Genomic DNA, 13,649 nt, shown 5'->3' on the forward strand with positions numbered 1-13,649 from the left:
GACGCAACCACGCCCAAAACCCACGGTGAGAAAACCTCAGTGTTCATTTTATAAACTGGGCACGTATTAAACGCCACAAAAGCAGCAGAATCAGCCATACCAAGGCAAAAGGAAAGGCTATCAAACCGAAAATAAAACACAAAATTAACTGTAAACGCCCACGTTGAGCCAACTTTATTAATGATTTTAGCCACTGAGGATAAGGCATCGCTTCAAAAGGAAGCTCAAGTTATTGGAAAATCTGCTGGGCTTGATAAGAAGCTACAAATCCTTCTTGAATCCTGCCACACTGATAATAAGCATTGCCCAAACCGATTAAGGAATTACCTTCGCCATTGCGATCACCTATCTGCCTTTTGATTTCCAAAGACTGCTGGTAGAACTCAATCGCTTGTTGGTACTGTCCTAGGGACTTGTAAGCACTGCCCAAATTGCCCAAGGAATTACCTTCGCCATTGCGATCGCCTATGTCCCTTGTGATTTCCAAAGACTGCTGGTAGAAGTCAATCGCCCGTTGGTACTGTCCCAGCAAGTTGTAAGCACTGCCCAAATTGCCCAAGGAAATACCTTCGCCATTGCGATCGCCTATGTCTGTCCCTTGTGATTTCCAAAGACTCCTGCAACAACTCAATCGCCCGTTGGTACTGTCCCAGAGAGTAGTAAACGTTGCCCAAACCGATTAAGGAAGCACCTTCGCCATTGCGATCGCCTATCTCCCTAGATATTTCCAAAGACTGCTGGTGGAACTCAATCCCCCGTTGGTACTGTCCCAGGGAGTAGTAAACGTTGCCCAAATTGCCTAAGGAAATACCTTCGCCATTGCGATCGCCTATCTCCCTAGATATTTCCAAAGACTGCTGGTGGAACTCAATCCCCCGTTGGTACTGTCCCAGAGAGTAGTAAACGTTGCCCAAACCGATTAAGGAATTACCTTTGCCATTGCGATCACCTATCTCCCTAGATATTTCCAAAGACTGCTGCAAGAACTCAATCCCCCGTTGGTACTGTCCCAGGGAGTTGTAAGCATTGCCCAAATTATTTAAGGATTTACCTTCAGAATTGCGATCGCCTATCTCTGTAGCTATTTCCAAAGACTGCTGGTAGAACTCTATTGCCCATTGGTACTGCCCCAGAGATAAGTAAGCATTACCCAAATTCATTAAGGATTTGCCTTCAAAATTGCGATCGCTAATTTCGGTAGCTATATATAAAGACTGCTGCAAGAACTCAATCGCCCGTTCATACTGCCCCAAATAATTGTAAGCAAGACCCAAATTCATTAAGGATAAGCCTTCAGAATTGCGATCGCCTATTTCGGTAGCTATATATAAAGACTGCTGCAAGAACTCAATCGCCCGTTCATACTGCCCCTGGGATAAGTAAGCATTACCCAAATTAGCTAAGGATTTGCCTTCAGAATTGCGATCGCCTATTTCGGTAGCTATATATAAAGACTGCTGGTAAAACTCAATCGCCCGTTGGTACTGTCCCTGGTATAAGTAAGCATTGCCTAATGAAGTGAGAGCAGCGCAATAATTCCAATTTTCTCTAGCGCCAATTTCTTTCCATTTACTTACCAACTGCCCATATAATTCTACTTGGTCTGCATAATAACCCCGCAAGGTTAAAAAATTATTGCAAGCGTTTAATACATCAAATGCCGAGTCATAATTTCCTACTTGATACCAGTAGTTTTGAAGATTTGTAGCAACTGTTTTAAAAGTCAAGTGATCATTTTGTTTGTGGAGATTTATGAAAGCGATGCCTACGGTGGTCACTAAGCTTTGTCGTACCACTTCGTGGAAGCAAGCTACGCGCAGCGTCTCGTAGAGAAGTGCGGGCTACGCCTATACACCTGTGTACTTAATCGCGGTGCGACAAAGTTTGAAGTACTCCAACACGACTTCGGAGTACCTCAACACGATTTTGGAGTACTTCAATACGATTTTCAAGTACTTCAACACGATTTTCAAGTACATCAACACGACTTTCAAGTACTTCAATACGATTTTCAAGTACCTCAACACGACTTTCAAGTACATCAACACGACTTTCAAGTACCTCAACACGATTTTCAAGTACCTCAACATGACTTTGGAGTACCTCAACCCGACTTTCAAGTACTTCAACATGATTTCGAGGTATCTGTTGCTTATATAGCAGTCCTAAATCATTCGTGAGAATTTGAGATCGTTTTAACCCCCCTGTAGTCGCCCCGATGCTTTGGGGGGACGGCTCAGACATTGAGATCAAAAGTCCGATGCCTGCTCTGGGCTACGCCATCGCCTGATATTGTAGGTTGGGTTGAGGCAATGCGTTACCCAACATTTTGTATGGTTTGTTGGGTTTCGTTCTTCAACCCAACATACACCAAAGTGATTCTTTAGGCAAAACCTACGCAGTATTGCCACTCTTCTATGAATGTTTTTCTCTTAGATAAGAGGCAGAAATAACAACAAACCTCCACATAAGTTTTATTTTTCTCCAAAGACAGCAAAAGTTTTTCATGCAACAAGAGAAATTTGCTCATCCTATTGTTAAATTTTGTAAAATTGATGTCTTCAAGACTAGAAACCTGATAACCAGATAGCTAAACTAACAAACAGTGCATCTGTACTGTTATTTATTAAAAGTAGATGTGGCGCTATAGCGTGAATGATCCCAGTACAACTTATCCTCAAAAACTTTCTTAGTTACCGTGATGCAACTTTAGATTTTGGCGGTTTGCATACGGCTTGTATTTCGGGTTCCAATGGTGCGGGTAAATCTTCACTTTTGGAAGCAATCACTTGGGCAATTTGGGGTGAAAGCCGCGCCACTACCGAAGATGATGTGATCTATTCTGGCGCAAAAGAAGTTCGAGTTGATTTTACTTTCAAAAGCAACCAGCAAAAATATCGGGTGATTCGTACCCGAATTCGGGGAGGTACTAGCGTTCTTGAATTTCAAATTGAAATACCATCTGGGTTTCGCTCACTGACTGGCAAAGGGGTAAGAGCAACCCAAGATTTGATTTTAGAACACATCAAGCTCGATTACGATACTTTTATTAATTCTGCCTACTTACGTCAAGGTCGTGCAGATGAGTTCATGCTCAAGCGCCCCACGGAACGCAAAGAAATTTTAGCGGAGTTGTTGAAACTCAATCAGTACGATGATTTGGAAGAACGGGCAAAAGAATCTTCTCGTCAGTTCAAAGCACAGGCAGTAGAGTTAGAGCGTTCTTTGGAGTCGATAAAAATTCAACTGCAACAACGCGAAACAACCGAAGCGCAAAGAGTGGAGTTAGAAGCCGAACTCAATCAACTGCAACAGGTACAAGCTTTTGATAATATTCAATTACAAAGTTTGCAAGTTGTCCAGCACCAGCGCCAAAATTGGGAACAACAACTCAGTTTTGTAAAGCAGCAATACCAAAATCTTACCCAAGATTGCGATCGCCTCCAACAAGAACAATCAGCTATTGGTTCTCAGCTATCAGATTTAGAAAAAATATTACACCAAGAAGCTGAGATTAAAGCTGGATACGCCCAATATCAAAGTCTCCAATCTCAAGAAGAAGCCTTTGCTACCAAATTTGAAGAATACACCCGCGCTGGGCAGACTCGCCAACAAAAGCAACAACAGCTTACCAAACAAATTCACGAAATCGAACGGCAACTGCAACAAGCCCAAGCCCAAATCGAAGCTTTACAACAACAAGAGCGAGAAATTCAGCAAACTCTCACTAAATCAGGTGAAGTAGAAGCTGCTTTGTCACAACTCGCCGCAGCACGTCACCATGTTGCTCGCTTGGATCAACTGCAAATGCAAGTGACTCCCTTGTTGCAACAACGAGCAACTTTACAAAGCCAACTTGATCGCACCCATGCTGGTTTAGTAGCGCGACTCGAACAACTGCAAAGTACTGAGAATCAATTGCAACGCCAGCAGCGACGCCAACCGCAACTGCAACAAGCGGTGATGGATGTAGCAATCCAGATTGAGGAATTAGAAAAAAAGCGGGTTTATCTGCAACGAGTTCAAGAAAAAGGGCAAGAAAGGCGGCACTTTATCGAACGCCTGCAAGCTCATCAACGGGATTATGAAAAACTCCTGGGAGAATTAGAGCAGAAATTGCAAATGCTCCAAAACCCTGAAGCTCTTTGTCCATTATGTGAGCGTCCCCTGAATGAACATCACTGGAGTCGGGTGGTGGAAAAAACCCAGACAGAGATAGAGGATACTCAAGGGCAGTTTTGGGTAGTCCGGGAACAAATGGCTGTATCTGACAGAGAAATTCAGGTACTGAGGCAAGAATATCGCGAAATTTCCCAACAATTGGCGAGTTACGATGGTTTACGTGAACAACGGGGACAGTTGGCAGCACAGTTGGAAGCTACAACTGATGTCCAACAACAGTTACAACAAATTACTGGCGAAAAACAGCATTTAGAGCGATCGCTCCAAGCTGGTGATTACGCTCCCGATAAACAAGCCGAACTTCGGCAGCTAGACCAATATCTGCAACAAGTTAATTATAATGAACAAGACCATGCCCTCGCTCGGAGTGAAGTTGAGCGGTGGCGATGGGCAGAAATCAAACAAGGGCAGATTAAAGATGCAACTAAGCGACAAGTGCAACTATTAGCCCGAAAACCAGAACTGCAAGCCACAATTGCTCAATTAGAAGTCAGAATCCAGCAGGATCAGACTGATTCTGAATGTGCTAAACAAATCGCGGCTCTTGAGCGTCACATTACCGAAATTGGCTATAGTTCCGAGCAGCACAATAATCTGCGTATGGCTGTACGCCAAGCTCAATCTTGGCATTTGCGCTATCAACAACTGCTATCAGCCCAGCAGCAGTATCCCCAACTTCAGACGAGATTGCAAGAGTTAGAAGAATCCAGAAGCGCCAGAGTAACGGAGCGGCAAAAACTCGGCGGACAAATTGAAAGCATTATCCAGCAACTACAAGCAACAGCTAACCCATCTGCCCAAATTCCAGTTCTAGAGCAGCAGTTAGCAATACGCAGACGGCAACTTGATGAGCAAATAGCCAAGTTGGGGCGTTTAGAGCAGTTGGCGCATCAACTGGAAACGCTGCAAATTCAGTACGAACAACAGCAGCAGCAACTACAATCTTGCAAGCAGGAATATCGTGTTTATCAGGAATTAGCGCAAGCTTTTGGTAAAAATGGCATCCAAACACTGATGATTGAGAATGTGTTGCCGCAACTGGAAGCTGAAACAAATCAACTACTTTCGCGGCTGAGTGGGAATCAGTTCCATGTACAATTTATTACTCAAAAAGCTGGGCGCAGTGCTAAATCAACAAAGAAAAATGCCAAGCTGATAGATACTTTGGATATCTTAATCGCCGATTCTAGAGGAACACGAGCTTATGAAACTTACTCTGGTGGGGAAGCCTTTAGAATTAACTTTGCCATCCGTTTGGCTTTGGCGAAATTATTAGCGCAACGGGCGGGGGCGGCGTTGCAATTGTTGATTGTGGATGAAGGCTTTGGTACACAGGATGCTGAAGGATGCGATCGCTTGATTGCAGCGATTAATGCGATCGCCTCTGATTTTGCCTGTATCCTCACTGTTACCCATATGCCCCACCTCAAAGAAGCTTTTCAAGCTAGGATTGAAGTTAATAAAACCCAGGAAGGTTCGCAGTTGAGTTTGTCAATTTAATTGAATTTTACCCGTGCATCCAGACCATAAAAGCGGAGCTTTTTTGATAGCGTTTCTGCTTGTGCGCGATCGCTAAATGCCCCAGCATTCACGTAATCTCCTAGATTGGATTGCTCCTTGACAGCATTGGGTATATACTGTTGTACTTTACTCAGAGTATCATTATTGGAAATTGGTACTATTACTCTGTAAGGATTATTAGTAACTAATGTGTTGCCATTAGTCTCAGGTACTACGTAGCCATTAGTAGGAGGTAATGCATAGCGATTAGTCCCAGGTACTACATAATCATTAGTAGGAGGTAATGCATAGCCATTAGTCTCAGCTAATACATAACCATTACTCTCAGCAGAATTGCCCACAGTTGAGTTATTCAACCCTAATGCTTGCCAAGTTTGCCAATCTACATTTCCAGTAGAATTAAGTCGAGAAGATTGTTGGAATGCAATCACAGATTGTCTGGTGTAATCGTTGAAAATGCCATCAGAATTGGTATTAGAGAAACCCAGCTGCAACAAACGCTCTTGAACTAATCTGACATTATCTCCTTGATCGCCTAGAGTCAGATAATTTCTGCCTGGTTGTTGAGTAGTATATCCACTTGTCGAGGTTCTACGCACTGACTCCAAGACTTGGGCATTGGCAATGCCATTAACAGGTAGGCGATAATTTCGCTGGTATTGAATGACAGCTTTTCTAGTAATTGGGCCAATATTCCCAGTGGGATTAGTCTTAAAATAACCTAGCTGCCGCAAACGCACTTGTAGTTCTCTCACTTGTTGAGTAGAGAGACTTGATCTGGCTGGAGTCGAAGAGTAACCCAGTAGTGCGTTCCAAGTTTGTCGATTTACAATCCCGTTAGCAGCTATGCGATAATTTCGTTGGAATCTAATTACAGCATCTCTGGTCATTGGACCAAAATTCCCATTGGGATTAGCATTCAAATAGCCTAATTGTCGTAGACGCTGTTGCAACCTTGTCACGGCTGCACCAGTTTTGCCTTGAGAGAGAACAGGATATTGACCACTTGGCGAGGGCAATGTGCCACTGGTATTCCTACTAGAAGTTCTACTCTGACATGCTCGTTGCAAGGCTCGTTGAGTATTAGTACCCACAACTCCATCAGCAGGTATTCTATTGGCTTGCTGGAATTTGATCACAGCATTCTGAGTCAAGCCAGCAAATTTACCTGTTACCGGGCCGTTAAAGTAGCCTAACTTTTTTAAACACCTCTGGCTATTGGTAACTTCAGGCCGATTACTTCCTATTTTCTGAAGTGCTAAAGCTTGCCCGGCTATACTCAAAAGCCCCATAATCAGTGCCACAGAGAAAAGACGTATTACCGCACCGCTAGATAAATTTTTCCAATTCAAAAATTTAAAATTAGCTACGGTAGGAACAACGTTGACGCTTTCGGATGCCTCATAGACTGAGGCAAGCTTGGTTAAATAGCTATCTACCCCTGTTTTCACTTGCTTTTTTCAAGTTACGGCTACACCGGATTATACCACTTTCTCTGTATTAGATTTTTTTTAGTATGATTCTTTACAAAAATTCCCGCACGCTGATCTGATACACAAGCTTCTGTAGAGGGAATAATAAGCAATGTAAAGCTTTGGAGGCTTGTTTTCTATTTGCCTGACAAAATTTTTGCTATACCCATTTGGGTTTAGAGCATGAGGAACGCAGACAAATAGTGGGTCTAGTCTTCCATTGAATTGCGGATAATATTCAACCTAATGCTCCACGGGATCTACGATATTCGCTTAGTCTTATTTTCCATTGTCATTGCCACATTTACGGCTTACACCACACTTGATCTAGCTATAAGAGTCACAGACGCTAAATCGCAGTCAAAGTGGTCGTGGCTGCTAGGGGGAGCGATCGCTATGGGAATCGGCATTTGGGCAATGCATTTTATTGCTATGCTGGCGTTCAGTCTGCCGATTCCGATTAGCTATGACTGGTTAACAGTTTTGATTTCGGTGCTACCTGCAATTTTCGCCTCTGGATTAGCCCTGTACTTAGTTAGCCAGCCAGAATTTGGTATTTTGCGGTTGTTGAGTGGTAGCCTCCTGATGGGCATAGGGATTAGTGCAATGCACTACATCGGTATGGCTGCGATTCGTTTACCAGCCAAAATGTCTTATGACTTAAATGTGGTTGCACTCTCAATTGCGATCGCCATTCTCATCTCACTGGTTGCTCTCTGGCTGGGGTTTAACCTCAGAGCTAATAGTACAGTAACAGGACGCATTTTGAGGATTTGCAGTGCAATTCTCATGGGTGCTGCCATTCCCTCAATGCACTACACAGGCATGATGGCTACCCATTTTTCAGTCGTCGAATTGGTCGATTTTTCAGCAGTTGATAGCGCTGCAACCTATTGGATGGCTGCGATTATTGGCTTATTCACATTACTCCTTCTAGGATGGACGCTGATCACATCTTTTTTCAATGAACAATTGAGTGTTCAACTAGTCAAAACAGCTGATCTTAAAGAAAACGAAGAACGTCTCAAACAAGCCTTACAAAACCAAGAAGCGCTGGCTGCTCTAGCTGAGTCTCGGTCTGAAGAATTAGAGACAGCGATGTTGGCACTTCAGAAAGCTCAATTGCAATTTCTTCAAGCAGAAAAAATGTCGTCTTTGGGACAAATAGTTGCGGGAGTTGCTCATGAGATTAACAATCCTGCTAACTTCATTTATGGAAACCTGTTTCATACGGAAATTTATCTACGACAACTTTTAGAATTAATCAACACTTATCAGCAACATTATCCGGAACCAGAGCTTGCAATTCAAGCAAAATTAGAGTCTATTGATTTCCCATTCTTGCTAGAAGATTTACCTAAACTACTCAACTCAATGCAAGCCGGAGCAGAACGTATTAAGCATATTGTGGAATCCCTGCGTAACTTCTCTCGTTTAGACGAGGCACAATTGAAAGCTGTGGACATCCACGAAGGGCTTAATTCTACACTGCTCATTCTTCAGAACCGTATTAGTTATCCGCCGAACAATCGCCCAGAAATTATTGTAATTAAAGAATATGGTAATTTACCCTTAGTAAATTGCTATCCAGGACAGTTAAACCAAGTATTTTTCAACATTATTTCAAATGCTATTGATGTGTTAGAAGAAAAGCTGAATAGCTTAAAATCAAAGTCCAGTTTTACACCTTTAATTCGGATTAAAACAACTATTAATCAAGTCGGTTGGGTCAACATTCAAATTTTCGACAATGGATCTGGCATTAGTGAAGACGTGCAAAATAAAATCTATGATCCCTTTTTCACAACTAAACCAGTTGGACAAGGAACTGGATTAGGATTATCAATTAGCTTTCAGATTGTCGTTCAAACACATGGTGGTAGGCTCAACTGTATTTCTGCCAAGGGGCAAGGAACTACTTTTCAAATTGAGCTTCCAATTGATACATTGATACATACTTCCTGTTTTTTGGGAAAGCAATCTAAACTAATTCCAGATGAAGGTATTGAGTAGATACATCTTATTTTTAGTCTTGTTTTCCTGTTTGTGATAAATGTTGTGGTTATTCTAGTTGCTTTGATTTTTTGAGCTATTGTTGATCAACTTTTTCAGTATTACCTGCTTTTACCCAACCTTCTTGTTCGCTACCTTCCAAACGGATCTTTTGCCAGGATTTGTCCTCGCTTTCTGACAAAACAATAATTTTTTGATTAAAAGTAACCCCACCAATCTTTTCAGCTTCTTGATTTGGTTGCGATCGCAAACTCAAGCCTTCAGCCCAACTAACACGCCCTCGGTAAGCTCCCGATGGCAATGGTTTTGGTGACGGGGTAGCCTTTGATGATTCTGTGGGAGTGGAAGTTGAGGTTGGAGACGATTGAGCCTGATTTCCAGGTTTAAGGCTGGATTTACCTCCTCTAGGCTCAGTTGCTTTTGGAGCTTGGACTTTCACCGAGGGGCTATCATTAGAAAAAACGGGTTTGGCAGGGGGAACGCCGGTGCGATTCACGAAATATAATGCAATTGCAACACCGCCACCTACTAGCACAGCGATCGCTAAGAAAAACCCAAGTAGAAATTTTGTTACGCTAGACAACATAGTTAAAACCCTGATTATTAAAAGTCAAGTGCCGTTCAAGAGAAGCCAGCCATGTGCGTATTTCCCCCGTTGAGGAGCCACCCCTGTGGGGAGGTTTGCTCCATTGAGGGGAATGGCGTTGAACTGGCTTTCAAGGGTTACGAGTAGAGAAGCAATGTAACCTATCCATACAAGAATCAATAGTCCATAATAATTGATCATTAACTATTGACTATGATCTTTTGACTAACTCATTATTGTAGCTACTGCTGAATGCGTTCACGTAGTGCGCCGGAGGCGTTCGCTCAAAGGACTGTGTTTAGATGCTAAACGCGCTCTCCCAGCAGCAGCCCATTCTTGGAGTTGCTGAATTTGCTCTACGGCAGTTCGCGCCAAGGGTATGATCTGACTGGCTGCTTCTAAAATGTCGTCAGTAGCAAAGTCGCGATTTTGGCTAAATCCGATATGCATCGCTTCAATTAAAGTTTGCTCAATCTCTGCCCCAGAAAAATCGGGCGTTTCGTATGCTAGCCTGTCGATGTCATAACTTTTTAAGTTATGGGGGCGCAATCGGGATAAATGAACATCATAAATTGCTTTTCTCTCTTCTTGGGTGGGCAATCCCACAAAGAAAATTTCATCAAATCGCCCCTTACGGAGCATTTCCGGCGGTAAAGCTTGGATATCGTTGGCGGTGGCGACAACAAAAACGGGTGAGGTTTTTTCGGCTAGCCAGGTGATAAAAGTGCCAAACACACGGCTGGCTGTTCCTGCATCACCTTTGCTACCAAGTCCGGCAAAGGCTTTATCTATTTCATCAATCCACAAAATACAGGGAGCTAGGGCTTCAGCTACTTGGATCATTTGCCGAGTCCGAGATTCTGATTCACCTACCAAACCACCAAATAACCTTCCCACATCCAGACGTAGCAAGGGTAAATGCCAGTGATGAGCGATCGCTTTTGCCGTTAACGATTTACCAGTTCCCTGAATACCCACCAACATTAAACCACGGGGGTGCGGTAATCCGTACTGTCGCGCTCGATCAGTAAATGAACCTCCCCGGCGGATCAGCCAGTCTTTCAAGTTATCCAGTCCGCCAATATCAGAAATTTGCTCAGTGGCGGGGTAGAAGTCCAGGATTTGGGTTTGACGGATAGTTTGGCGCTTTTCTTCCAAAACTAGATCCACGTCTTCTGATTGCAATTCACCGTGGGTAGCGATCGCTTTTGCCAAAACCCGGCGAATCCGTTCCATTGAAAGTCCTTGACAAGAGCGTACCAAGTCATCTAGAACTTTGCCAGAAAGGGAGTTCCTAGTATTTTGCAGTAAGCGTTCCACCTCAGTTTTAATTTCTGGAGCGGCGGGTAAGGGAAACTCGACGACTGTCAGCACTTCGGTTAAATCGTCAGGAATGGCGACGCGCGGCGACAGTAGGACAATGTTTTTTGGTTGCGACTTCAGGAGTCTGGACAGATTGCGGAGTTTGCGGGCGATCGCTACATCATCTAAAAAGCGATGATAGTCTCGTAAAATCAAAACTGCTGGCGCAGAGGCTGGTAATTTTTCGATAAATTCCAAAGCTTGCAGGGGGTTACGTCGCCCAAACCCGACATCATTGGGGTTTCCCTGGTAGCCATCGACAAAATCCCAAGTGTACACTGGGCGATTACCCTGGTTGCTTGCTTCTTCCCGGATAGCTGCTTCTACCCGCTCTTCTTCATAAGTGGGAATATAAATTAAGGGGTAGCGGGCGCGTAGCAGCAGTTTAAACTCGTCACGGAAGTTCATATCTAGCTGTGGTTATTAGTTCTTCTCTCATTGTTCAGGTTTGTATCACCTCTAACAACTAAAAAACCAACATCTACCAGTTTACGGCGGGATCGCTCTATGTGAGATATTTTTTAAAGGTGAGCGATCGCTCTTTTGTGGTGAGTATAGTTGAATCACCTGTCAGGATAATCAGGTGCTTAAAACTATTCCATTTGTTCACTTTTTTACAGACTATTGCTAGAAAATTATTAAAATCTGGATGTAAACATTGTTTTTCGTCGGCAAATTCAGACTAGTTTCGCTAAAATTTATAAATATTGACTATTTTAAGAATTTAGCAAAATATATGTCTAAATGTTACATCTGTGAATGCGAAATTAGTCCAGACAATACTTACAAAGAACATATAATACTCAATTCCATAGGAGGCAGGCTCAAATCATCATCTTTGATTTGTAACAAATGTGCCCCGCACTTGGATGGCATAGATGCTGCTCTTGGTAAGCAGCTAAATACTATAGGTTTAATTCTTGATATCAAGCGCGATAGAGGTAAGAATCCGCACACCAAAGCAGAAATAATTAGCACATCTGAAAAAGTTTTTCTACTTCCTGGCGGCAAAATAGCACGAATAGAACCAAACATTGATGTGAGAGTCGATGGAGATAATGTCTATCTTTCTGTCTCTACTAGAGATGAAAATCAGATGAGAGAGGCGCTTAATGGGCTTAAACGTAATCACCCCTGGATTGACGTTCAGGAAGTTATGAGTAATGCAATCAAGCGACAAGAATTCATTGATAGCCCTATTAAGTATCAACTCACATTTGCAGGAGATGAAGCATTTCGAGCTATCTGTAAAATGGCAACTAGTTTCTATATTTACAAAGGAGGGGAGCGAAATCATATATCGCACTTAATTCCTTATATAATAGATGGTCAGTTAAATAATACTGTTTGGCACTATTATCCAGAAAATGTTACTAATTACAATTCAGAAAATATAGAAGTTTTACATACTTTATTTGTTGTAGGCAATCCTAGCGAGAAAATACTATATGCTTATATCGAGCTTTTTAGTACCTTCAAATTTATAGTTTTACTATCAGATCATTACACAGGCAAAGAATATCAAGAATTCTATTCTTTTGATGTTATAGGTCAAAAAATTATGGATAAAGTTAGTGAGATTAATCTCTCTAGAGATGAAGTTTTGAAAACCGTAACACTTCGAGAGAATAACTTGCAGCAAATTCAGAGTTCTTTGAGATGCCTATTTAAAACTATAAATAATAAGCAAATTTATGAGAGCTTCAGCAAAAAAGTTGAAAATGCTATAGAAAATTCCTTCAAAGATATTCCACAAGATACAGTTTTTACTAAAGAAATGGCATCAGAATTAGCTATAGAATGTACTGATAAAATTGCTGCTTTGCTACACAAGAACGGATTTTTTAATCAGGAGTAGAGTTTATAGGGCGTGTTAGGTACTCTAGGCAATTTATACTTACAAAGAGATAATTAATTGCGCCGTAATACAGCAAACGGCGCATTAAATATCTATCCCGGAAGTTGTTTTTTCAGTGCTTCCAGAGAAGCCCAACGGTTATCGACTAGAGTTTCAGGAATATCAGAACTATCAACAGTACTACTTACAGGAATACCTGGACAATTGCGATCGCATAACTGGCGCTGGGGTATTGCCAAACACATCTGCTCATACAACCATTCATTGGGATAAAAATAACCATCGGGTGGTAGGGTTTCAAGCAAATCTTCCATAATCACTTCCCGCTCTAAGGGCAAGTCATTTGGCTGATTTGCAGTTTCGTCTAACCAGATAATTTCTTTCGTGTCAAGCCTTAAACGTCGATTGTATTGCTGCAAACAGCGATTGCAGGTACAAGTAATAATTGTTTCTGCCTGACCGGACACTTCCAGGTAATTGCCATGATGTTGCACGCGCAAATGACCGCGAACTGGTGTCAACGTTTCCAGACCAGGCAGAAATTCCTGAACCTGAACTTCCTCTGTCCGCTCCGATGCTCTAGTTAGCTGCGGAATATAAATTGCGTCCATAGGATTTGTGAGACATCCTCACGAAAATTAATGGTGATTATCAG

At 42.4% G+C, this 13,649-nt stretch carries 10 protein-coding genes; 3 read left to right on the forward strand and 7 right to left on the reverse strand.

What is annotated here, in order from left to right; all coding sequences use genetic code 11:
* Positions 1-229 precede the first annotated feature (229 nt).
* The 3 genes from V7K40_RS10245 to V7K40_RS10255 all read right to left on the reverse strand — a co-directional run bounded on the left by V7K40_RS10245 (position 230) and on the right by V7K40_RS10255 (position 2,244).
* Positions 230-532: a tetratricopeptide repeat protein gene (locus V7K40_RS10245; RefSeq protein WP_334959114.1), complete on the reverse strand. Its 303-nt coding sequence runs from the start codon at positions 530-532 to the stop codon at positions 230-232.
* Positions 504-1,778 (reverse strand): tetratricopeptide repeat protein, encoded by a 1,275-nt coding sequence (locus V7K40_RS10250; RefSeq protein ID WP_334959116.1) that lies wholly within the window; start codon positions 1,776-1,778, stop codon positions 504-506. Before V7K40_RS10250 ends, V7K40_RS10245 begins: the two co-directional genes overlap by 29 nt.
* Before the next feature lie 85 nt (positions 1,779-1,863).
* On the reverse strand, positions 1,864-2,244 hold the full coding sequence (locus V7K40_RS10255) for a hypothetical protein (RefSeq protein WP_334959118.1): 381 nt from the start codon (positions 2,242-2,244) through the stop codon (positions 1,864-1,866).
* Between the two features lie 411 nt (positions 2,245-2,655).
* On the opposite strand from V7K40_RS10255, the gene V7K40_RS10260 reads away from it, so the two are divergent.
* Positions 2,656-5,682 carry an SMC family ATPase gene (locus V7K40_RS10260; RefSeq protein ID WP_334959120.1) on the forward strand — a complete coding sequence of 1,009 codons (3,027 nt, stop codon included), beginning with the start codon at positions 2,656-2,658 and terminating at the stop codon, positions 5,680-5,682.
* On the opposite strand, the gene V7K40_RS10265 is transcribed toward V7K40_RS10260, so the two are convergent.
* Positions 5,679-7,154 carry a peptidoglycan-binding protein gene (locus V7K40_RS10265; protein ID WP_334959122.1) on the reverse strand — a complete coding sequence of 492 codons (1,476 nt, stop codon included), beginning with the start codon at positions 7,152-7,154 and terminating at the stop codon, positions 5,679-5,681. The two genes, V7K40_RS10260 and V7K40_RS10265, sit on opposite strands and share 4 nt — an antisense overlap.
* Before the next feature lie 267 nt (positions 7,155-7,421).
* On the opposite strand from V7K40_RS10265, the gene V7K40_RS10270 reads away from it, so the two are divergent.
* Entirely contained in the window at positions 7,422-9,188 is a 1,767-nt protein-coding gene (locus V7K40_RS10270; RefSeq protein ID WP_334959124.1) for an MHYT domain-containing protein, read from the forward strand.
* Between the two features lie 76 nt (positions 9,189-9,264).
* Here the strand turns inward: V7K40_RS10270 and V7K40_RS10275 are convergent, their stop codons facing one another.
* Positions 9,265-9,774 carry an SH3 domain-containing protein gene (locus tag V7K40_RS10275; RefSeq protein WP_334959125.1) on the reverse strand — a complete coding sequence of 170 codons (510 nt, stop codon included), beginning with the start codon at positions 9,772-9,774 and terminating at the stop codon, positions 9,265-9,267.
* Positions 9,775-10,032: 258 nt separating this feature from the next.
* Complete coding sequence (locus V7K40_RS10280) at positions 10,033-11,544, reverse strand: AAA family ATPase (RefSeq protein ID WP_334959127.1); 1,512 nt, start codon at positions 11,542-11,544, stop codon at positions 10,033-10,035.
* Positions 11,545-11,872: 328 nt separating this feature from the next.
* Between V7K40_RS10280 and V7K40_RS10285 the strand changes: the two genes are divergently transcribed.
* Positions 11,873-12,994, forward strand: a complete 1,122-nt coding sequence (locus V7K40_RS10285) for an HNH endonuclease (RefSeq protein ID WP_334959129.1) — start codon at positions 11,873-11,875, stop codon at positions 12,992-12,994.
* 92 nt (positions 12,995-13,086) lie between these two features.
* On the opposite strand, the gene V7K40_RS10290 is transcribed toward V7K40_RS10285, so the two are convergent.
* A complete protein-coding gene (locus V7K40_RS10290; protein ID WP_334959131.1) occupies positions 13,087-13,605 on the reverse strand; it encodes a DUF177 domain-containing protein in 519 nt (172 codons plus the stop codon).
* Positions 13,606-13,649 lie beyond the last annotated feature (44 nt).

It is taken from the genome of Nostoc sp., assembly GCF_036917195.1.
Lineage (GTDB): Bacteria > Cyanobacteriota > Cyanobacteriia > Cyanobacteriales > Nostocaceae > Nostoc.